Origin of the sequence: Paenibacillus sp. FSL H8-0317, from assembly GCF_045040685.1 — a bacterium.
In the GTDB taxonomy this organism is placed as follows: Bacteria; Bacillota; Bacilli; order Paenibacillales; family Paenibacillaceae; genus Paenibacillus.
Genome location: NZ_CP150294.1, coordinates 2,074,046 through 2,097,546, shown reverse-complemented (window position 1 = coordinate 2,097,546; position 23,501 = coordinate 2,074,046). Strand labels below are relative to the sequence as shown.

At 45.6% G+C, this 23,501-nt stretch carries 18 protein-coding genes; 2 read left to right on the top strand and 16 right to left on the bottom strand.

The window, feature by feature from the left end; translation table 11 throughout:
* Positions 1 to 92: 92 nt before the first annotated feature.
* The 9 genes from MHB43_RS09780 to MHB43_RS09740 all read right to left on the bottom strand — a co-directional run bounded on the left by MHB43_RS09780 (position 93) and on the right by MHB43_RS09740 (position 10,084).
* A complete protein-coding gene (locus MHB43_RS09780) occupies positions 93 to 1,910 on the bottom strand; it encodes an ABC transporter ATP-binding protein (protein WP_405132411.1) in 1,818 nt (605 codons plus the stop codon).
* On the bottom strand, positions 1,910 to 3,043 hold the full coding sequence (locus MHB43_RS09775; protein ID WP_237176441.1) for a nucleotidyltransferase family protein: 1,134 nt from the start codon (positions 3,041 to 3,043) through the stop codon (positions 1,910 to 1,912). The genes MHB43_RS09780 and MHB43_RS09775 overlap by 1 nt, the downstream gene beginning before the upstream one ends.
* Positions 3,044 to 3,095: 52 nt before the next feature.
* Positions 3,096 to 3,578, bottom strand: a complete 483-nt coding sequence (locus MHB43_RS09770) for a lasso peptide biosynthesis B2 protein (RefSeq protein ID WP_405132410.1) — start codon at positions 3,576 to 3,578, stop codon at positions 3,096 to 3,098.
* A 4-nt stretch (positions 3,579 to 3,582) separates the two neighbouring features.
* Complete coding sequence (locus tag MHB43_RS09765; protein ID WP_017689560.1) at positions 3,583 to 3,882, bottom strand: lasso peptide biosynthesis PqqD family chaperone; 300 nt, start codon at positions 3,880 to 3,882, stop codon at positions 3,583 to 3,585.
* Complete coding sequence (locus MHB43_RS09760) at positions 3,879 to 4,823, bottom strand: aldolase (protein WP_339183573.1); 945 nt, start codon at positions 4,821 to 4,823, stop codon at positions 3,879 to 3,881. Before MHB43_RS09760 ends, MHB43_RS09765 begins: the two co-directional genes overlap by 4 nt.
* 139 nt (positions 4,824 to 4,962) lie before the next feature.
* Complete coding sequence (locus tag MHB43_RS09755; protein WP_174806426.1) at positions 4,963 to 5,100, bottom strand: paeninodin family lasso peptide; 138 nt, start codon at positions 5,098 to 5,100, stop codon at positions 4,963 to 4,965.
* Between the two features lie 29 nt (positions 5,101 to 5,129).
* Positions 5,130 to 7,061, bottom strand: coding sequence for an asparagine synthase-related protein (locus tag MHB43_RS09750; RefSeq protein WP_339183571.1), 1,932 nt, complete (start codon positions 7,059 to 7,061; stop codon positions 5,130 to 5,132).
* Positions 7,058 to 8,326 (bottom strand): sulfotransferase, encoded by a 1,269-nt coding sequence (locus MHB43_RS09745; RefSeq protein WP_339183569.1) that lies wholly within the window; start codon positions 8,324 to 8,326, stop codon positions 7,058 to 7,060. The genes MHB43_RS09750 and MHB43_RS09745 overlap by 4 nt, the downstream gene beginning before the upstream one ends.
* A 423-nt stretch (positions 8,327 to 8,749) precedes the next feature.
* Positions 8,750 to 10,084, bottom strand: coding sequence for an MFS transporter (locus tag MHB43_RS09740; RefSeq protein WP_339183567.1), 1,335 nt, complete (start codon positions 10,082 to 10,084; stop codon positions 8,750 to 8,752).
* Between the two features lie 253 nt (positions 10,085 to 10,337).
* Between MHB43_RS09740 and yhbH the strand changes: the two genes are divergently transcribed.
* Both yhbH and MHB43_RS09730 read left to right on the top strand, forming a co-directional pair.
* Complete coding sequence (gene yhbH, locus MHB43_RS09735; RefSeq protein WP_339183565.1) at positions 10,338 to 11,507, top strand: sporulation protein YhbH; 1,170 nt, start codon at positions 10,338 to 10,340, stop codon at positions 11,505 to 11,507.
* Complete coding sequence (locus MHB43_RS09730) at positions 11,504 to 12,940, top strand: SpoVR family protein (RefSeq protein WP_221823042.1); 1,437 nt, start codon at positions 11,504 to 11,506, stop codon at positions 12,938 to 12,940. The genes yhbH and MHB43_RS09730 overlap by 4 nt, the downstream gene beginning before the upstream one ends.
* Positions 12,941 to 13,082: 142 nt before the next feature.
* Here the strand turns inward: MHB43_RS09730 and MHB43_RS09725 are convergent, their stop codons facing one another.
* From MHB43_RS09725 to MHB43_RS09695, 7 genes are all read right to left on the bottom strand, one after another.
* Positions 13,083 to 13,808 (bottom strand): HIRAN domain-containing protein, encoded by a 726-nt coding sequence (locus MHB43_RS09725; protein WP_339183563.1) that lies wholly within the window; start codon positions 13,806 to 13,808, stop codon positions 13,083 to 13,085.
* Positions 13,805 to 14,764, bottom strand: a complete 960-nt coding sequence (locus MHB43_RS09720; RefSeq protein WP_339183561.1) for a HipA domain-containing protein — start codon at positions 14,762 to 14,764, stop codon at positions 13,805 to 13,807. The genes MHB43_RS09725 and MHB43_RS09720 overlap by 4 nt, the downstream gene beginning before the upstream one ends.
* A gap of 196 nt (positions 14,765 to 14,960) precedes the next feature.
* Positions 14,961 to 15,164 carry a hypothetical protein gene (locus tag MHB43_RS09715; protein ID WP_405131838.1) on the bottom strand — a complete coding sequence of 68 codons (204 nt, stop codon included), beginning with the start codon at positions 15,162 to 15,164 and terminating at the stop codon, positions 14,961 to 14,963.
* 281 nt (positions 15,165 to 15,445) lie between these two features.
* The gene (locus MHB43_RS09710) at positions 15,446 to 17,920 is read right to left on the bottom strand and encodes an EAL domain-containing protein (protein ID WP_405131837.1); all 2,475 of its coding nucleotides are present in this window, start codon (positions 17,918 to 17,920) and stop codon (positions 15,446 to 15,448) included.
* Between the two features lie 265 nt (positions 17,921 to 18,185).
* Entirely contained in the window at positions 18,186 to 21,008 is a 2,823-nt protein-coding gene (locus MHB43_RS09705) for an endo-1,4-beta-xylanase (protein ID WP_405131836.1), read from the bottom strand.
* A gap of 252 nt (positions 21,009 to 21,260) precedes the next feature.
* Positions 21,261 to 22,265, bottom strand: coding sequence for a LacI family DNA-binding transcriptional regulator (locus MHB43_RS09700; RefSeq protein WP_237176193.1), 1,005 nt, complete (start codon positions 22,263 to 22,265; stop codon positions 21,261 to 21,263).
* A 129-nt stretch (positions 22,266 to 22,394) separates the two neighbouring features.
* The gene (locus MHB43_RS09695) at positions 22,395 to 23,402 is read right to left on the bottom strand and encodes a globin-coupled sensor protein (protein ID WP_339183551.1); all 1,008 of its coding nucleotides are present in this window, start codon (positions 23,400 to 23,402) and stop codon (positions 22,395 to 22,397) included.
* Positions 23,403 to 23,501 lie beyond the last annotated feature (99 nt).

Here is a 23,501-nt window from a genome sequence, read left to right as displayed (position 1 = left end):
GATTATTCAATAAATATATGAATGAACAGAAGCAGATACATATGTCCCATACTCGGCTTTTAATTTTGGAATGGATTCTGCTATCTACCCTCTTACTGTCCCACAACACCCGCTTGCATGTTCAAAAGCTTGCTGAACGTCCCTACCGGATCAGTAGATAACTGTTGATATCCACCCTCTTGAATCACCCGACCTTCATCGAGCACAATTACACGATCTGCCGTCCGAATTGTGGACAATCGGTGCGCAATCACGATAATGGTCACATGTCCTTTTAACCGTTCTAAGGCCTCATGAATGTACTGTTCATTCTCACTGTCCAGCGCACTTGTTGCTTCGTCCAGTACCAATACAGAAGGATTACGCAACATGGCCCGGGCAAGCACCAATCGCTGACGTTCGCCCCCGGATAACCGAATACCCCGATCACCAATGATCGTATCCAGACCCTGAGGCAACTTTCTCACAAAAGCCGCAGAAGAGGAAAACTGTAAAGCCTGCCACATCTGTTCTTCACTTGCATTTGGATCAACCAGACGCAGATTCTCACGAATACTCGTATGAAACAGGAATGGGTCCTGGGAGACATATCCGATGGAACTTCGCCAGCTTAATAAGCGATCTTCTGACAGAGGCACACCGTCAATCAGAATACGACCAGTTTCAGGTCTCACAAGGCCCATAATCAGATCTATCAGCGTGCTCTTGCCTGCTCCAGATTTACCTACAATTGCGGTCATACCCCTTGCTGGAATCGAAGCTTGCACATTTCTCAATGAGTAAGCATCACTTCCCTCATAGCGATAGCAGACATCCTCACACGTGATAGATTCCTTCAGTTCCATAGGTTGAATCCCATCAGTTCCAACGTCTCCTGCCGAAGCAATCTCTGCACTAATCTCACGACTCTTCGCCGTCTGCGCTTGCAGTTCTCTGACTACCCGAAACGCAGGCAGCATGGAGCTGATGTACTCCAGATTGGACTGAATCGCCGTAAATCTTGGCCATAAGCGGGAAAAGATAAGGATGATGAGCAGCAGACTTGCTGGAGGCACCGTCATTACACGGAGAGAAAGATAGATGAATGCCGCAATAATGATTGCCGCGGACATCCGGTGAATCAACTGTGTTCCACTGTTCAATTGACTAAATTGAATGACATTGCGTTCTATCTGTCTGCACATGCGCTCAAACCAGTTCATGTGTGAGCGCTCAAGCATGTTGCTTTTAATATCCTTAATGCCGTTAAAATGCTCGGTAATGCCGTTATAATAACTTTGCGAATATTCAGAGGTCTGGTCTCCGATCTGCTTGGCCCGCTTGACGAATTTTCTCAAGACAAAAAATAATAACAATCCACAGAACAGCACAAGTGCCGTCAACTTGGCGGATAACCAGAAAGCGAGACCGATCTGAATGCCCGTAAAGATCAGAGAGGCTGCCATTTGCAGCATAATGCTCGTTCCCTGACTCACACGTGCAAGTTCAGTCGTTAATATATGGTTAAAATCGGATTTTCGTTTTTGGAGAAAAAATGACCATTGCGCCATAATAATGGCACCATAGGTTTCCATGCGCAGCGTGCGTACAAATTGCTGCTGGATTCGCGTATTACGGATCGTCTGGAGACGCTGCATCCAGGCCTGTCCGGAGACAATCAATACAAAGGTGAACAATACGAGTAACAATTGGCTATTTTCAGAAAAACGATTCAATACGTCTCCAAGCCAGGGAATGTTTAAGCCTGTGGAGCCCATCTCAAATATGCCAATCAGACTCAGCATCGGAACAAGCATGTAGATACCGATCCCTTCCATGAGACTGATACAGATCATCCCTAGCAGATTCCAATATAAAATGGGCCCCGTGACATGATGCAACTTTCGCATGAAATATCTTAATTCCGAGATCATACTTTACCCCTTTCCGTCACCGTATACCTTTTAATTCGCCGCCAGAACCAGAGAAACGGACGTAACGGAAAGTACAGAAAAAACAAAGAACGCGGAAGCGGCAATTGATCCACATCCCATGTACTTGGATATAAACGTTCGATAAAGAAAAACCATTTCTGTTTGGTACTTCGAAGTTTAAACAGATATGATTGATAAGACTTCATATCAGCCGGACTTTCCAGCATGTCGTTCATGAACTTTGCGCCTTCATTGGCTAATCGCTTGCCTGTACGGTCACTCAAGGACATTAAGGACCTGTACTCTACATCCAGCGGCGTATTCAGCAGCTCCGAGGCCAGATAAAGAGCCTGTGAACCGATGGATAAACGCCCCTCCGCTTTCAGACGTCTTTCCACTTTCTTCACATCAAGTGGCATGCTGCGGATCATCTGGTCGATATCCAGTAACCAGCGCAGTCTGAACCAGCCGTGTCGTGCACCATGGGTTACGAGATAAGCCCACAGGTCTTCTTGTTCAAGCATACGGACAGGTGTCTGTGTGTATGAACTGAATCGGCTGCGTTTCCACAGCAATTCAAAATCGGTTTCTTTGCCCGAATCCGGGTTGAGACGCCAATGAATCTCTACTTGAGTCTTTTTGACCGGATGGGTATAACAGATATGATGTTCCCGCCATTTCCAGCTGCGCACCGTAGGTGCTCGCTCCCCTTCCTTGGATACGTATCCGAGAGTAGCCAGAATTCCTTCAGCCGCTTCCACATCATCGAACGGAATCAGGATATCCAGGTCTTTGGAGGTTCGCATGGATACATCGCCATAGAGATCATGGGCGAGCGCTGGTCCCTTGAGTGTAATATTGCGGATGCCGCGTTCACGAAAAGCGCCACACACCTGCTCCATCTCAGCTGTCAGATGTAACATGCGGAACGTATTGACCGTATATTGTTGTCTCAGACTCTCCATAACATCTGCAGGAATAATTGCAGAGTTCAATTCTTTCATTTTCAAATAAAGGACAGAGTATAAGCGGTGATGATAGACAAGCCGCAGAAAGAGCTGCCAATCCGTTCCTTGCAAACCTGCCTTGAGTTCTTCAGGGGATAGAGCCGTCAGATCACCTCTAATCATGCTCAAAATCAGCTTAAGCTCCTTCGGAAACCCTGATGAATAGAGTTCACTTTCATGTATCATAGACAATCTCCCCAGATCCCTTCTCCGGACACCGTTTGCCAAACACACCGACAACCGTATATTGGTCCATAGTATCAGCTCCGGTCACGATCAATTTACCACTTCGCAGCCAGGCATGAGCCATCATATGTCCTTGCTTATTCCGTGCAGTCCCCATGTATAACGTACTCTCTATCTTGCGTCGCTCAAGCATCTTCATCCCGGCAATCGCCATTACAAGGCAGCGGCTTTCCCATAACGTATATTTACTGACGAGCGAAATTGCTTTGGAAATATTCCGTATAGTGATGACCTCGCTGCGTTCGAGTCCTGTCATCGGTGTTTCTACCATAGGCGTACCCAGCCCTGGCGCGATTTTGGCAAATGGCATAGCCTTCTGTATGCGTGCCCAGCCAAGGAGCATATAGGCCTCCCATACCAGTCGACGCATCGACCGCGGGAGCGCGAGATAAGCCTTTATTTTTCGCAACATCATTCTACACTCCGCGAGTAACGTCGATTAAACCTTCACGGGACAGATGTTCCAGGAATTGCACCACCTGCTCACGACATACATCTGGCTCAATCTCGTACTCCGCAGCAAGTACCTCAACAACTTCACCCAGCGTGCGTTCTTCTGCGATCAGATCCCAGATTCGTCCACCGGTACTCCCGAGGTTATAGTATTTTCCAGAGCTAATGCTCATCATAACTTTCTCACTGCCCATATCACTGACCAGATTGCCTTCCTTCCGGGTTACCCGGTCTTCCACATTCATCGGTGTAGTCGCTGTCATTGTCCTGTATGCACTCCTTTACGTATATGATCTGTGATCCGATCCACCATCTCAAATGCTGTAAACTCAGCACCCGTTCTGACCAATCTGCCAATCTCCACACTTGCTGAAAGTCTTGAAGCCGTCTCGAACAGCCACTGTGCCAGCCCCTGTCTTGCAACGAGTCCACCGCGGAACGTATGCGAGCATAACAGATGCAATCGTTCTAGCCCCGTCACTTCAACCAGTTGAACAGAAGTATGGTTTTCCTCCGGTTGTGGAGCAAGTTCGAATATTCCACCTAGTGGTACGGCCATCTCATGAAAATAGTGCTGAACAGGTATCGCATACTTTGTAATCTCCGCATGAACCGTTGCATAATCCTGCTCCTTCATACCGAAACCGTCCAGACTGGGCTGCCATAACTTCTGTTGCGGGTAACCAGGTGATACAATAGCTCTTCCTCCGGCATCCCAGGTCAGTGCAACAACATCATCGGTGAGAAGTGGATATCCGCGTGATGCCAGTGCAGCCGACAACGTCGATTTACCTGCCCCCGAATGTCCGACAAATGCGTAAGCCCAGCCATCAATAACAACTGCACTGCCATGCAATGGAAGAATGCCACGCTGCATCATAATGACCGCCATACATGTGCCCAGGATGAACAATCTGACCTTTCTCTCATCTGCACCCGGTATGGGGGATACAACAATGCGCTTTCCTTGTTCCATTAGAAACAGACCTGTATCTTCGATTTTGAAAAAAAGACTGCCCTCTCGTGCCACAAAGTTGTCGTTGCCTACATTCCAATCCTCCCACAATGGGATCAGATCTGAAGACTCGATGTGCACATCCACGTCAAAATCACTCTCCGCATCCTTGGGTGCGATCTGTAGTTCAGGCATTCGAGTTTGGCTCGACCAGCGCAGACCATACGCCACATAGTGCACAGGCAACAATGAACGACGCCTCCTTCGTAATAAAATGTAAAAAAAAGCCCTTATATTCATGTTGCTCAATATAAGGGCGGAGGCGAAAATCTGGATTTGTTGCATTTCCGCCCTTTAAGTATGATGACACTTCATAAAACTAAACAACTTAGGAAGTTGGATCGTACAGATCCGCATCGTGAACCGTGATCCAGTCAATTTGTCTGTAGCCAGTACCGGCCATAGTTTGATTGACTTCCAACACTTCAAGAGCTGGTGCTTGCCATTCCTTTTTTTCCATTTGCATCGTATTCACCTCCTTTCATGTGCCCTCATTCAGAATTTTCGAATGAACCGATAGACGATCAGACTATGCATCATCAATCGCAGATCTGGATGCGAAGCAAGTTCAGGTCTTGGACTGGGGAAATTGGCCAGGGCAGACTTGATACGCTCCGTGTTTAATATGCCAGCAACCTTGCTATCAGAACACAAGGCACGCAACTCGGCAGTAAAAGCATCCCAATTCGGAATGATGCGATGCAGCCAATCCGCCGGTTGTACCCCCCGTACCCGTTGATTCAGTCTGACCTTGTCAGGCAACTCCGGTGAGGTAGCCCGGCGAATCAATGAACGATCCGTCCCTTGTTTCACATATTGTTCAATCGGAACGGACAGACAGAACCGGATGACTCTGGCATCACTTGTCGGATCACGTTCCCAAGCGCGGTAACGCAGAGAACATTTTGTAGCTACAGCACCGTTTTTGTTCGCAATGGCCAGGTTATTGAATTTCTCGGCACGTACTTTGAGTGCATCAGCCTGGGCACCGCCCTGCAGAACAATAATGGATTTGAGTCTTTCCAGTACACCTGTTCTTTGAGCAAAATCAGGATGGATCAACTGTACAGAAGCGGCCTGGCTGGCTCCTTTGGACTGAGCCTTGAACCAATCCGGATATGCCTTTTTCCCGGTGATCTTGGCTATACGGGAGAAAGGCATGCCGGTGCGTTCACTGTACTGCTGCATCTCACGGAACCAGCGGTACCAGCGGCCACTTTTCAGTAGACTGGCGTAATAATCCAGAGCCGGTCCCCAGGAGATGGTGAAATTACCACGTGCGCCTGTGAGCAGGACGCCTGCATCTTGCTGGCTCGCTTTTTCATAGAATCCGCGAATCCAGAATGAATTTTCAAAGTATTTATAAGGCATTTCCATAATGTCGAGCCAGGTATCTACTTCACTGAGTGGACTTCTGCCTTCAAAATCAAGGTAGTTCTCTGTGATATTGCCGACATGATTAATGGTTGAACGTATGAAGGGTCGTTCGTCTGCGAGCAACGTTTTCGACGTATAATCTGTGAAATCCGGTACGGGAACATAACTATAGGCCTGTAGCCGTTTGCCCTGACTTCTCAGTGTTCCGGAAGCAAAACCAACCACGGCTCCCGAGTCCAGTCCGCCACTTAAAGCAGCAGCCACCTGCCTGTGCGTTCGCAATCGTGATCCAACCGCCTGCCCAAAGACCTCCCGAAACGCTTCTACATACTCACCATCGGATTTCAGCCTTAGAGGTTCGACTTCATTCCAGCGATGATATTGCTTCAGCTCCAGTCTCCCATCCCGGAAAACAAGTGTATGTGCGGAAGGCAGCTGGCTTATTCCCCGATATACGGTTGAATTGATATCTGCTGAATCATGCATGTCAGGAATGGCAAGGAATTCGGACAGCCAGGTCTCATCAAGTTCTTTATGTACCCCTTCAAGCCCAAGCAACGGATTCATGAGTGTGCAGAAAGCAAAACGTGAGCCATCATGTCGGTAATAAAAAGCTCTCATGCCTGTAATGTCTCTCGCTGCATACAGTTTTCGATTCCGCTCATCCCATATCGCGAATACAAAATCCCCCAGCAATCGGACAGCTACATCTTCCCCCCAGCGCTGATAGGCACGCAAGATCAATTCACTATCCGATAACATCGCCAGCTCAGCTCTGGATATCTGTAATTGATCTGCCAGTTGTTCCCGGTTATCCAGAATGGCATCTGCCGTGATGGTCAGACCACTTTCCTCATCATATAGAGGCAACTTCTCGCTAACCGATTCCGGTGTAATCCATTGGGCGTGACAGCTAAGGAACGCCTCATTGCCTTTCCACACCCCTGTTGTATCCGCAGGGACATGCCCCAGGCTTGCGTACAGACGCCAGCTGTCTTCCCATAGCGCCTGCTGACCATCGTTGTGTACAATTCCTGCTATGGCGCTCATGACTTGCCTCCCCGTAGAATCTTGCGCTGTGAAGCCCAAGCGCTGATCTGGTGACCAAATGGTACCCATGATTTGATACGCTGTATTTTGCTTTGAGCAGAAGCCAGCTGGACTTTCAAACGTTCTCGCTCACTGTATCCTCGTTCCAGACGATGATCTGCCGCCCGTAGTGCGGCCTGCAGCTGTCTGATCGTTGCCAGTGCAGCCAGTGTGGGATCTATCTTTTCCGGTTCTTCGAGAGCTGAATCATTCCGATTTTCATGGGAATCATGGACGAGAGAATCAGCTGGCTGCATCCGATAGTGCTGCTGCCAGTCGCAACCGGTCGCTGTAATCAACTGATGCGTAATTCGCTCGATGACCTCTTGATCCGGACTTGCTTCATAACGAACACCCGTCCATTGTTCGGCTTCTGCCAACTGGTCACTGTACCCCATCCGATGGAACAGATCCGCTCCCATCACACGACAATACAGTTCAACTTCATGTGGTTCTAATATGTTTTTCCAGTTGTTAACAGAACCCTGATGTGCCTCTTGATGGGAAGAAAGGAATGGATCACCCACGCCCATACTGTAGAACATGTCAGACTTGGCACTGTCCAGAAACTGTCCATACTGCTCCATACCCTGTTCATATGGAATTCCCAGAAACGCGCATAGTTTTTCAAGTTCTTCCTTGGGATTGGAAACCATTCGTTCATATTGCAATTCATACGCATTGGAATGTGGTTCGGCAAAATAATCATTCAAGCGGAGCATACCCAGTGTGAGATCTACAGATTTCATATTTAATTTGGAGCTCTGCAAACTATGAGTCAGGTCGAATCCTTCACCTGTATGACGGTTTACCTTTTTGAATGATGCTGCTATGGCCAGAGGATTACGCTGGAGATGAATGCGCTTGGACTGTGGGAACAGACGATCCAGCCATTCTAGCATATAATAATAACGCGGAGATTTATCAACGACGAAGTCTGCTCCGCTCCCTTCCAGGAATCCATTGTAGATCTCAAGAGCAAAACTTCTGCACGCCTTTTCGAAGACATCCTCGGATACCATGGCATTGTAGAACTGACGCATGATGGAGCTGCCACCATAAGCGCGTGAATCGGTTTTTGGCAGATCGACAAGACTCATCAGAAACCACATTTCCTGGGTGGCGAATATACGACTGTGATTTTGCAGCATGACTGTGGATAATGAACTACCACTGCGGGGAACACATAGTAAGAAAACAAGTCCGTTACCTTGAGCGTCGATCAATGGCAGCCTCTCCTCTGTTCAATAAATTAAGCATGCAGCCGGGATAGACCAGACTCTACTTTTGTGTTTGGCAAAACGAATACTACGCAAACTATTAGGTCAGTATTTTGCAACATTCCGTCGGAACCTTACCCGAGAGTGATGCAAATACACATATTCTTTCGACAACTCTCAGATACAATATGTATTTATAGTTTTACTCTATGATACAAAATGTATCATGTCAATCTTTTATTTTCACCTTTTCATAAATTCTTACTCTTTCACTGTATTCTGCTGTCTGTCGTTTAAGCACTTATTCATGATCAACTATGTTCTGATTGCACAAACGCGAATAAGCTCCAGACATGTTCTGTGAGGAACAATGCCTGAAGCCATGCGTAATCGGTTGAGAAGCTTACTATGAAAACCGTTGAACAATCATCAGGTGAACCTTACATTTGAACTCTTCCCAGGAGCTCCGAAGCTCCCATTACGCCCTTCTTCCTGATCTGCCAATGCAGCATCCTGCATCCCCTTTTGTATCTTCACGGTTAACAATACAGCAATGCCCGCGACGAAGAAGAAAATCAGTGACAGAATGCCCCAACGCGTGGAACCCGTGATCTGTCCGACATAACCGAACACAAATGGACCGAAGATCGAAGAGAATTTGCCTGTAATATTCACAAAACCAAAATACTCTCCTGTTCTGCCTGCCGGCATCAGATTGCTAAACAGGGAACGAGCTGTGGACTGACTCACACCCTGCACAACACCAACCAGCCCGGCGAGCACGTAGAAGTGGATCGCTTGTGTCATGAAATAACCAAGAATCACAATACATATGTAGACCGATAAGCTAACAATTAATACATGCTTTGCTCCCCAACGCTGTGCCCATGCTCCCAATAACAATGTACACGGGAACCCGATGAACTGGGTTAACAGTAGCGCGAGCATCAGGTCGGTTGTGCCGATACCTATACTTGTCCCATAGATTGTAGCCATCAGAATGATGGTATTAATGCCGTCATTAAAAAACCAAAAAGCCACCAACATGCGGATTAACTGGGGAAAACGCCGCATCTGACGAAAGGTCTGCCGCAGTCTGCGCACGCCCACCGCAGCATACCCTGTCCACGAGCCGGGCATGTCCGGTGATGCAGGACGTCTCGGAGCATGACGAAAGATCGGTATTGAGAACAGCAACCACCACAACGAGACGGAGATAAAAGCAAGTCTTGTGCCTGCCAGTGTACCGGTCATCCCGAACCAGCCCGGTTGCTGAATCATCAGCAGGTTCACCGCAAGCAGCAAACCTCCTCCAATATAACCATAGGCATATCCTTTGGAGGATATCATGTCTCTTCGTTCAACAGGTACCAGATCCGGCAGCATTGCATCGTAAAAGGTGTTACCACCCGCAAAACCGATTGTAGATATGACCAGCAAAGCGGAAGCAAGTAACCAGTCCCCTTCACCGATTGCACTGAATCCCAATGTGGCAAGGACGCCTATGATTGCAAATACACGCAGGAAGTCGCCTTTTCGTCCTGACAAATCAGCCAATGTGCCAAGCAGCGGTGTTAGCAGAGCTACACACAACATGCCAATGGAGTGTGTATAGGCCAGGTAGGATGCCGCGGTATCCGTATCCAGCGTTGCTGCAGCCACCGAAGCATAGAATACAGGCAGTACTGCCGCCAGTACTGTTGTTGCATAAGCTGAATTGGCCCAATCATACATAATCCAAGCCTTGATCGCCTTTTTATTCACATAATCCTTCCTTTACATGCAACTATTATAATGATTGATGTCTTTCTCCTATTGTAAAGGAAGGATATCACACTTGTTCACTGTTTCTGTAAAAAATGGTGCAGTTCTGTTCTTGCGACTCACCTTACCTCCAAGGTGAACTTGCGTAATTGTATCATTTTATATCCACTCTCATCACATATCGTCCTCGCCCGTGAATATACTTAATTACCGACAGGCCAAACTGTGCCGCGTAATCAATGGGGGTGCCTACATGTCAAATTCACACCAGCCTTACTCGTTCGTCGTGTCGAAGGAAGATTGGTCGCTTCACCGCAAAGGGTACCAGGACCAGCAGCGCCATCAGCAAAAGGTGAAAAATGTCATCAAGCAGAATCTGCCTGATCTGATTACGGAAGAAAACATCATCATGTCTGATGGAAAACAAATCATCAAGGTACCAATCCGCAGTCTGGATGAGTACCGTTTTGTGTATAACTACCAGAAGCAAAAACATGTCGGTCAAGGAGACGGTGACAGTCAGGTCGGAGACGTCATCGGTCGTGACCCCGCTGCTTCGCAGAAACCCGGCAAAGGCGAAAAAGCTGGCGATCAGCCTGGTCATGATATTGTGGAAGCCGAAGTGAGTATTGAGGAATTGGAAGATATGCTCTTCGCTGAGCTGGAATTACCCGATCTGAAGCAGAAAGACAAGGATCTGATTGAGACACATACGGTAGTTTTCAACGATATTCGCAAAAAAGGCATGCAGTCCAATATTGACAAGAAACGTACCATTCTGGAAAATCTGCGTCGCAATGCTACGACTGGCACGCCAGGCATCCATCATATCAGTCCGGATGACCTGCGCTACAAGACATGGGAAGACAAAATCATTCCACAATCCAATGCCGTTATTATTGCCATGATGGATACATCCGGGTCCATGGGTTCGTTTGAAAAATACTGCGCGCGCAGCTTTTTCTTCTGGATGACCCGTTTTCTACGCCGTCAGTATGAGAAAGTTGAGATTGTTTTCCTCGCCCATCATACGGAAGCCAAGGAAGTAACCGAAGAAGAGTTCTTTACCCGTGGCGAGAGCGGAGGCACCATCTGCTCCTCTGTATATATGAAGGCGCTGGATATTATTGACAGCCGTTATCCACCTTCCAGCTACAACATCTACCCTTTCCACTTCTCTGACGGGGATAATCTGACCTCGGATAACGAACGGTGTGTGAAGCTGATCGGGGAGTTAATGAAGCGTAGCAATATGTTTGGATACGGCGAGGTGAATCAGTATAACCGCAGCAGCACACTGATGTCGGCTTATCGTCATATCAAGATGGATCAGTTCATGTATTATGTGATCAAAGAAAAAGGCGAAGTGTACAAAGCTTTGCGCAGCTTTTTCCAGAAACGGGAAGGAGGCAGCGTTAGATGACAGATGAGATCCGCGACCTAGAATACGCTATTGCCGAGATTATGGAGATTGCCAATGGTTTTGGTCTGGACTATTACCCCATGCGGTACGAAATCTGCCCATCGGATATTATTTATACATTTGGAGCCTACGGCATGCCGACCAGATTCAGTCACTGGAGCTTTGGCAAAACATTTCATAAGATGAAAATGCAATACGATTTTGGACTCAGCAAAATTTATGAGCTTGTCATCAACTCCAACCCTTGTTATGCCTTCCTGCTGGATGGCAATTCCCTGATTCAGAACAAATTGATCGTAGCCCACGTATTGGCACACTGTGATTTTTTCAAAAACAATGCCCGTTTCTCCAAATCCAACCGTAATATGGTCGAAAGCATGGCTGCTACGGCGGATCGCATCAGCAATTATGAGATGGAGTACGGAACGGAAGCGGTTGAAGCATTTATCGATGCCGTCATCGCAATTCAGGAACATGTGGACCCACAGCTGATTAAACCCCGCCATTTGGACAAACAACGTTACATGGAGATGAAAATGCGGGAGCAGCGCGGTGAGAAAGCACCCAAACCGGAAGGTCGCTATGATGATTTATGGTCGCTTGATGATGTGAAGACCGAAGATACACCAGCCGAAGGCATTCAGGTCCATCACTTTCCGCCTGAACCGGAGAAGGATGTCATGTGGTTTATTCAGGAATTCTCGGAAGTGTTGACGGACTGGCAGCGGGATATCATGAGTATGATGCGTGAAGAGATGCTTTATTTCTGGCCACAGATGGAGACGAAAATCATGAACGAAGGCTGGGCTTCTTACTGGCATCAACGCATTATCCGTGAACTCGATCTCAACAGTGAGGATACGATCGAATTCGCGAAGCTCAACTCCTCCGTGGTGCAGCCATCCAAACAAAGTCTGAATCCGTATTATCTGGGACTGAAGATTTTCGAGGATATTGAACGCCGCTGGGATAACCCAACCCGGGAAGAACAGGATCGTTGGGGCCGTAAACCAGGCCAGGGTCGTGCGAAAATGTTCGAGGTGCGTGAATTCGATTCCGATACCTCCTTTATTCGGAATTACATGACTAAACAATTAACCGAGGACCTCGACCTTTACGTCTTTGAGAAAAAAGGCCCGGACTGGAAAATTACCGACAAGTCCTGGGAAAACATACGGGATCAGCTCGTATTCTCACGTGTCAACGGAGGTTCCCCTTATCTGGTTGTGCAAGATGCCGACTATATGCGGACCGGGGAACTCGTGCTGAAACATCAATATGAAGGCATTGAGTTGGATCTGAAATATATGGAGCGCACCATGCCTTATCTGTATCGCCTCTGGGGGCGTACAGTACATGTAGAGACACGTGTCGAGGATAAACCGATCTGGTTTACGTATGACGGCAAGAAGCACCACCGTAAATTTATGTAAGGTTTTCGATTATCATTATAGGAAACGAAAATATAAATACTCTTATCATGGATGAGTTTAATGTTTAATAAAAAATAAGACATAAAAAAGCGGCAAGTCCCCGACATACACGGGAACTTGCCGCTTGGCTTTTTTGTGGATATTATCGATATTCAATCAAATATTGAAATTCTTTCTCTTTTTCAAGTGTCTCTCTCGTAATTTGAGGACAATAAATTAACAAACTTGGTCTTCCATCTTCTTTATTAAAGATATAAATTGTGGGGATTAATGAGAATCCATTCTCCATTAAACAATAATATAATTTATTGAAAGGCTTCATGATATATCCGACTTTTTCATTATTCTCGAAATTCAGAACCTGAATAGCCCTTTCATCGTTTGGATTTTCATTGTCGTATTGCAAAGCTAACCTAGTATCCTTTGATAATTGTTTATTATTTTTTTTTGTATATGACCATCCCGCAATTTCGATATCTAATAATAACGATTGATTTTCATACACAACAGGAGCGATAAGTGAAAGCGAATCTGTTGCTAATCTGCCTTTAGTCAAACATAAGTAGTCCCATACTAGATCTTCTCCATTGCTGAGATTATGTTCTTGCAGTAACTTCTTGAAAACAGCTCTGTTAACACCTGGAGTTCTTCGCTCAAAAATTGAGAATAATTTATCACTTTTATACACTTTAATTTCGTCACTAAAGCCGATGAAAGGCGAAAAACCATGTTCTTTAGCGGCATTTAGAGAGTTATTTTCGTATTGAAAAATGTATACTTTGTTCTTTTTTTCAAGAATTCCCACTAAAAAGTTTTCCCCTTGAGGACCTTTCCAAAATACCAAAAGTTTATTATAAATATATTTCATTTCAATAACTCCTCTAACATTAAGTCACGCCGTACAACTAAAAACCTGTTAACAAATTCCTTTTGAATATCACTCATTACAACAGAAGGAATTTCATTAATACACTGATAAATTTTAGTATCAGTTAATTGTAAAAGCGCTGAAGCGTATTTTTTAATCTCAGGAGATATTTGAATCACCTTTTGTAAAAATTCAAAAAAATTCATTTTCCTATTATCTTCAATATTCCCCCAACGTATCTGGGGAGATGCTTTCTTATTAAATAGATAGGAATGGAACATTTGTTTGTCCTTAAACATCAGTTCTATTCTACGTTCAGGTAACTCTCTACCAAGAGACGATGAGTTATCGTAGAATGGCGCAAAACTGATTCTCGAAGAAACTTCATCTCTGACTATCCCAAAGTTATCCTGATGTCTATCTGTGTTCCCGATAAGTGTGTCAAATATAATCATTTTATATAAGTCATCCAACATATTTCTCTGAGCAAACAACTTTAATAATAATTGATAACTATATATTTCTTTGTTTCCTTTTAAACGCTGGCGGTCATAACTATCATCGAATTCCATGATCATGTCAGCGCCCTCAATAAGACTCTCCAAGTCTTCCTCTATAAATGAATGACACAATGCACCATATATTAACGAAACACCTTGAAATCTTGCTTCATCTAAATAATAATCTCGGAAAAAAACAGGACTCGCCTCAACACAGCCTATATCAACTTTATGAACATTAAACCCTAATACTGTTCCTATGTCAGAAGCTAATTTCTCGGACCACATCTCTCCCGTTACTTCCTCGATGATTTTGTTTCCACTTGTCAAAGAAACGGGCAATTTAAATAAAACTAATTTATTATTTTCTGGATGCCGATACCATCTTTTCTCTTTGGAGCCAGATACACTTAATGTTTCGCTTTTCCAATTGCTAATATCCAGGATAGTATACATAGACTGTTCGGCTCCTATTTGCAGGATTTCTTACTTAAATGTATTGGAGAATTACCCTCGTTTTATTAAATTATATGTTGTGTACATGTAAGGATCAACTAAATAAGCCTGATGATGTTAGGGGCTTTTGTTTGTTCCCATACTCGCTAGTATGGGACATTTTGTACCTATTTCAATCACTCTTACTTCAACCCAATCAAGTCATCTGTTTAATACAGCTTGCCTTGTTTAATGTCTTTCTGGAAGCTTCAATCATTTGCCGTATATCCGGATCGGAGTCTGGCTCATCCCCCAGGTTATAAACTTCATATTCCAGACCGGCAATACGAATGAATTCCTTATGATCCTTCTCATAGGATTCAATGATAGTGCCATCAGGAGCTTTAAGACTAAAATTCATCCCTCACAACCTCCTTCAATGATATTGCTAAACTGCTAAATAGAACTTTCACCTGAATTATAGCATACAACCATGTTACATCTCAGCCATCAATCTTAGGATTACCAATAATATCAATCATATAAAATACAGCAGGTCCTAACTCTCTCTTTTCTAATCATTCCCCTTACAAACTGTTCTAAAAACTAAAACGGCAAGTTCCCTACACGTGATTGGGGACTTGCCGTTTAAGATATAGTTCAGCTAAACTGTAAGATCCTTTAATTGAAATGTTCAAACGATTATACTGGCGGGATACCATTACCTTGCAACCGCAGCGGTACAAAAAAATCATGCTCCACTTCACTTGCTGGCAGCGGACGACTGAAATAATACCCCTGAATCTCGCGGCAATCATTCTGCATCAGAATATCCAGTTGACCTTTCGTCTCAATGCCTTCCGCAATGACTTCCATCTTGAGATTCTGTGCCATTGATATAATGGTCGCCACAATGGCTTGATCACTGTGACTCTCAGTAATGTCCGTCACAAACGAACGATCAATCTTGAGCTTGTGAATCGGGAAATGCTTCAGATAACTGAGTGAACTGTATCCCGTACCGAAATCATCCAGGCTGATTTTTACCCCCAGTGCCGTGAGTTCTTTCAGGATTGCCGTGGACACTGTTGCATCCATCATCATGCTCTCTGTAATCTCCAGCTCCAGATAACGGGCCTCCAGCCCTGTCTCATGTAGGGCATTCTTGACCTGTTCCACTAAGTTGGATTGGTGAAACTGCTGGCTGGACAAGTTAACCGATACCGGAATGAGTGGTCCGCCACTGGCATGCCAGAGTTTCATCTGCCTGCATGCCTCCCGCAGCGTCCAATTGCCAATCTCATAGATCATGCCTGTCTCTTCTGCAAGCGGGATGAATACATTGGGTGCGAGCAGACCTTTGAGTGGATGGTTCCAACGTATAAGAGCCTCCACACCAATCATGCGGCTATCCTCGGTACGAATCTGTGGCTGATAGTACAGGACCAGCTCATCGCGTTCCAAAGCTTTACGAAGATAACCCTCCAGCTCAATGCGTTCATAAAGTTCCGAATCCAGTTGAGCAGTGTAGAATTGGAAACCATTTTTGCCGTTTTTCTTCACTTCATACATGGCGGAGTCCGCATGTTTCAGCAAAGCATCCACGCCAACTCCATGATCCGGGTACATCGCAATTCCAATGCTGGCGGTTACGTAAAAGTCATTCTCCTTCAGTCGATAAGGTAACTGAATGGCTTCAACAATCTGTTTTGCAAGTTCTGCCACTTGTACTTCTGTCGCTTGATCCTGGGTCACAACGAGTGTGAACTCGTCACCACCCATCCGGGCCAGCATGACATTCTCCATAGCCAAGGGATCAGAAGCTTCTATGGCTTTCATGATCCGGTTGCTGACTTCTCTTAGAAATACATCTCCAATGGAATGTCCCAGCGAGTCATTAATCATCTTGAAACGATCTATATCCATCACCATAACGGCAAAAGAATTCCCTTTTTCTTCTGAATCGTGAATCGTACAAGCCAGTACATCATCCAGCTTGCGCCGATTGGGCAACCCCGTCAACGGATCATGCAAAGCTTGGTGACGAATCTTCTCCTGAGCCTGTTTCTCCTCTGTAACGTCTTTGATCAAAATGTGACTTCCCACATGTCTGCCATCAATGACAACAGGAACTACAACAATACTAAGGTCCAGAAGTTCACCCTGTATGTCTCTCATTTTGGCCATGTAGTGCGCCTGCTCCAGCCCATGATCATCCCAATCGATGGAATCAAATTCACTTATCCACTCGATATCGATCTGCTGAGCGATATCATCAATGGAACGATCCATGACCTCTTTTTCAGGATATCCGGTGATTGTTGTTACAGCAGCATTAATACCTTTGACAATCCCTTCCTTGTTCACTGAAATAATGGCATCCGAATGGTTATGATACAAGGCCTGATACCATTGCTCGTTCTCATGAATCCGTTGATCTTTCTGTGACATTCGCTGATTGATAAATATGCCAAACAACGTCAAGCCCAAAGCAATAAATGTGCCCGATGCGATCAAGTAGGCGAGAATGCCTGGCTCAATCTGCATACCTGAACTTACCATCGAGCCATGTGAATGATGGAAATGCGCGGCTGACATCCCGGTATAATGCATGCCAGAGATTCCAATCCCCATTATGAGACCGCTGCCCATCTTGTAAACCCAGGTATGTCTTGATTGATGATAACGGAAGAAAAACATGAGCCACAATGCCGCAAAGGAAGCAAGCGCTGCAATCAGAATGGATAACACCACTCTGCCTGGTTCATACGTAACCGGAGTTGACATCGCTGCCATTCCCACATAATGCATCGAGCTGATCCCCGCTGTCATCAGCACTCCAGCAATCATAAGCTGGCTTATCCTGCCCGATTGTCTACCCGCAATGTTCAAGGCCACCCCTGATGCGACAATAGCAAGTAGAACAGATAAAATAACCTTACCGGTGGAATAGGAGACTTGCGTAGGCAGAACAAAAGCCAGCATACCTACGAAATGCATGGACCAAATTCCCAGCCCCATCGAGACTGCACCGCAGGTAAGCCATACATTCCGCGCCATCCCGCTAGCCTGACTTACACGGCCTGCAAGGTCAAGGGCTGCGTATGAAGCTAACGATGCAATAATATAGGATAAAATAACAAGTTCTAAGTTGTACGTACCATGTAGGTGCTCCACTCACTCTTTCCTTTCGACCGGGAAATGCCTTGTATGTATGCAAAAATGTAAAAAAGAAGCGAGTGCGCTGTCTGGATGACAGGCACTCCCTCCGCATCATTTGACTCGTGACCACAGACTTAGTTGAAGCCGTTGTCATACATTGGAACCCGTTTATTTGAATGTATATAGTCTAAACGTCCCAGCCCTTAAAATCAACACTTATTTCCAGATATACGATGTTGATTAGCTAACTTTTTCATATTCTAATTCACAACAAAATATTCTATTTGCGAGTCAATAACAGACTGCCAAAACCGGAAGTATCTTGATAAGAGTTACCTGATGAATCACTCCAGATGGACACACTGCTTCGCTTGCCATCCCCCGCGCCATCATCATTAACTTGCAGATCAAATCCAATCCATCTTTGCCCTTCAGCACGAACGCTATCTAGTGGGATTGCCACTTCAACTGTATACCCTCCGCTTGTTAATCGGGTAGCTGATTTGAAACTTTCTTTCCGTGCATTTCCTCCAAAAGAAGCCTCATTATCAAAATTGACCCGGTACTGGGCGTCATCCTCCTGATAGAATGTTGTCTGATCTTTGCTCGGGTCGATAAAAATCTCGATCGAATCCTGCTCATGTGCATTAGAACTTAATTTGCTTCGCAAAGGATCTTTCACATCTGCCAATACGTACAGGTATTTCTCATCCCATAACAGCTGTGCAGTCGCCGTTGCACCGGAGTTTCCGACCACCCAGACATCCGTTTTAACAGATGCAGCCTTTTTCCAGACGTTATCCTTTTTTGCATCAATTACAGGTTTGCCATAAGTGACCTTGGTTTGTTTCAAGACAGAACCGAGCTTCAGTTTGCCCCGGTTGGCTGGTTTGTCGGGCTGTTGATTGGAAATATCATTCCAAACGATGGTCGCTGTCTTTCCAGCAGCATATTCATCCGTAATCCGATAATCCAGAGACAAGACCTGGCCTTCAGTAAGTAAAGCAGCTGACATAGGCAGTGATGCGTATACAACATAACCGGTTTTTGTCTCCTGTACATTGTAAGTATTTTTATCTTTGCCTTTACCACCATCCCGTTTAAATGTATATTGACCATTGGCAGACGGCGGATTTTTCTTCTTGGCAGACAGATCAGCTTCAGAAGTTGCAGCACCTGTCCCCTTGACTTCTTCCGCGAGGAAAACCTGCACCTGATCCCCTTTGCGACGTGTGGTATCCTTCACTTCCACTCGTAAATTCACCTTTTTGGCATCCCACATCATACGAGCCTCACCCGTAACCGCAGATGTACCATCTGCCAGATGATTAATTTCCAGTCCTTTCACAGCACCCCAAAGAATATCTTCCTGTCCTTTATGATTCGGGAAAGAAGGGCTGGCCTTCAATGCTGTCCATTCATTACGATAGATCGGAAGGGTGGCAGGGTCCACCAGTGCCCAAAATGCCGGTTTTGCTTTTAATTTACGATCAAACAGCAACGGTGCATCTTTGCGTCCTTTGACCGGATGATTGTCAAGCCATGTACCATCATCTGCAAGTCCCCAGACCGTAACACTGTCCATCACGCCGCGTTTCCCCAAATCTTCGAACAGGTCAAACAGTTCACGATAACGATAAGCTTGTTGCAGCATTAATTCATCTGTGACAGGCATCTCCAGTTCAGAATTACTTGAATAGATCGAAACGTCCAGCTCTGTAACCTGTACATTCACACCAAGAGCGATCACTTTCTCAAAAGCCTCACGAATGAGCTTTACATCCGGTCCGTACATCGACACATGCATCTGGAATCCAACCGCATCAATGGGTGTTCCTTTGGCAAGCAGCTTCTCTACAAGCTTCACCATATCATTTACCTTGTTTCCATTGCCCTCCATTCCATAGTCATTAATCACCAATACCGCATCGGGGTCAGCCTCACGTGCATAACGGAAAGCCAGTTCAATGTAATCACTGTCATCTCCGTCGCTATCCACATCCCCAATAATATCTCTCCACTTGGAATTACTGGCCTCATTCCGCAAGCCGCCTCCGTCTGAGATGACTTCATTGACGACATCCCATGTATGAACCTTTCCTTTGTACCGACTCACGATGGTTTGAATATGCGTTTTCATCCGTGCAAGCAACTGTTCCCGCGTGGCAGGTTTCGAAGCATCATCCGGATCCGTAAAGAACCAATCCGGCACCTGACTATGCCATAACAGCGTATGACCTCTGATTTCCATGTCATTTGCTTCGGCAAACTTCACCAGGCGATCTGTCTCTGACCAGACAAACTGTCCTTCCTGAGGCTGCATCGCATCCATTTTCATAAAGTTTCCAGCTGTAATACTATTAAAATGTTTCGTCAACAGCTGGGAATGCGGATCTTCCGCGTCCAGTGCAGACTGGTCGATTGCCGCTCCCATTGCATAGTGTTGTCCCACAACATCCACTAGATTCGGAATGTTCGGCTCTATTTCAATTTTTTCGGCTTCCGTAATCAGTACATCATCCACGTAAAAAGTAATCGTATCCGCCGACGTCACTTCCGCTGACGTCTTCCAAGGTGTCTCTGCATACATGCGGAATCCGGTGATGCCGCTATTTTCTCCAGGGATCACCACATCTGCCTCGATTTTTTTCCACTGTCCCTTGTTCAGAGTTGCAGAGGCAAACGTAGCATATTCTCGACTTGAAGCGTCGTTATTGTACTCTTTCTCCAGTGAACCGTTAATGACCTGACTGTCCGGCCCTTCATCGTACATGGCCCAAAATGAAATATGAACCGTGCTGCCCTTCTGTACATGGTCTATTACTTCAATTAAGGGTCCATGGAACGTTTCGGTACGGGAAGAGGTTCTCAGGCTCCGTGTACTGTCGTGACCTACTTGCGTGACAATATCGAGTTTCTCATTCGCACGTGGACGCCATTGTCCCAACACACCATCTTCAAAATTAGCCTCAAACAGTACTTCATCATCGCCAGTCTTAACGTCCGCAGCCGCAGCACGTGTCCCTCCTGTTCCCACACTTGGGAACAAACTGAAGATCAATACAGCCGACAAGCACAAGCTCCACCATTTTCTCAAATGCATCCGATCTCCTCCTTGGTTGGTTGTTTGTGAAGAGTAACCTTTGTTCTGTCATGCGCCAGCCCTTTACAAGATCGTTGTGCAGGATTGGATAGTCGTTATTGAACAGAAATTGTAAGCACTTTCATTATACGATTGCCAGCGAACTTTGTTTACCCGTTAAACTATAGGACTTATTTTAAAAACTTCACAATAAGATAAAACGACAAAAAGCACAGCTTGTTAGCTGTGCTCCATGTCACCGTCATTACATATTTACACTTTTAAAGGTGCTGTGGTCTGACGGACAACCAGATTGGAAGGTTCCGTCACCACGGGAGGAGAATAAGATGGATTCTCGATCATGGCAATCAGATATTCGATGGACTTAATGCCGATGGAATAGATATTCTGATTCACCGTGGTCAACCCCGGTTTGAATACCTCAGCATAATACGTGTTATCGAACCCGACAACCGAGATATCTTCTGGTACACTCAGTCCATGCTTTTCAATTTCATGAATCGCACCAAAAGCAGACATGTCTGATGCACAGACAATTCCCGTTGGTTGATCCTGAAGTGCCAGCAATCGTCGGGCGGCCTTGCTTCCTCCGTCGAAGGAATAATCGCAGATCTCCAGATATACCGTAGAATACGGGATGCCGCATTCTCGCAGCCCTTCCCGATATCCTTCCAATCGTAGATTGGCTACGGCAGGTCCAAGTGTCCCTGAGATATAGGCAATTTTGCGGTGCCCAAGCTCATGCAGATGTTTGACACCCATCGAGATCCCGTTCGCGTTATCCGTAGTAATGTAACCGGCACGTTTGCCCAACATGTCCGTATCAACAAACATCGTTGGAATCTCTGCATCCACCAGTTCCTGAATACTCGTGTTTTCTCTGCCTTCCCCGAATACCACAACGCCATCCACATTACGACTGCGGCAATGTTTGATGAACGAGTACGCCGGATCATCGAATCGAGTAGACAACCGGACCAGGTCATATCCACTGTTCTCCAGCGCTGTCTTGATCCCTTCCAGCAACTCCGACACAAAAGGGTTCGTAAACGGAACCGTTAACAGTACGCCCACCGTCCATGAACGGCGTTTGACGAGTCCACGTGCGACCACATTGGGTTGATATTTCAATAATTCGATGGCTATATTGACTTTTTTGCGTGTTTTTTCACTTACATCAGGATAATCGTTTATCACTTTGGAAACGGTTGCAACAGATACTCCCGCTTCCTTGGCTACATCATGGATAGAAGCCATCTGATCACCTCAACCTCTTTCGAATCCCCTGTCTCCGGCTGCATTTTCTATAACATCGGCAGGTTTGTCTACCCATTATAGCTTAAAACAGCCTGAAACGGTATGGAAGGTTCCTAATGCTTTTAAGCTCTATTCCTGCTGTTCCAGATTCTTCAAATCCAGAGACAGTTTCTCCATTGTTGTTGCAAATACAGCGAGTTCAGCCGAGCGTGAAGCTTGGCTACGTGCTCCGCGAGACGTATGATCCGACTCCTGCTGCACACTGCTCAGTTTCTTCATGATCTTCTCCAGATTAGACTGAATCTTACCCTGGGCATCCCGGGAACTGGCTGCAAGCTTGCGCACCTCACTAGCGACTACTTCGAAGCCACGTCCAAACTCTCCTGCATGAGCAGCTTCAATCGCTGCATTCAGGCCGACAAGATGACTCTGATCCGATATCTCGCGAATGAGTTCACCCATTTTTCCGATCTGCTGGATCTCTCCTGTTAATTCGGTAAGCAGAACCTGAGCCTGATCCTGAGAAGCCGCTGTTTCTTTGGCAACACTCGATATAGCCATTGCACTTTCATTTAATTCACTAATCATGCCTGTAAGCTCTTGGGTAATCTGCGTAATTGCCTGTAATGTATGTTGTTGGTCATCGGCAAGCTGATGTAACTTTTCTTTTTCTTTCTTCTCATAGGCTTCAAGGACAAGCTGTGAATCCAGATTGAACATTTTGCTGAGCGCTTGAATGACAAGATGCCAGGAATCAGGAATAACCTGTTGGAATATGCTCGTTGCAATATCCAGGTAGACCATATAGGTACCCAGATAATAATCTTCAGACAGACCAATCCGTGAATGCACAAGTCCAATCGCAATCCGTTGCTCAATATATGCGTCGTCCACGATTCCATCCGTCATCGATAACCAGTACATCTTCTGCGTTTCTTTTAGACGATCAATGGTAGAGAATCTTGCGATCAGATCTACCAATTCAGGATAATTTCCCACATGATTGTAGAAATGATCCACCACTTCATTAACGACTTTTTTAAAAACAGGCCGATGATCGGCAAGTAGTTTTAGATCCCCTGTGGTTAATCCCATGTAATCAAGTTGCTTCTGTCTTGTTGCGGAAATACTGCTCATATCGGGTTCAGTCAGCTCCTTAATAAACACTAAATTACTTTAAATTGTAAATATATGTATTGATTATAGACTAAAATACCTAAATATACATATACCATT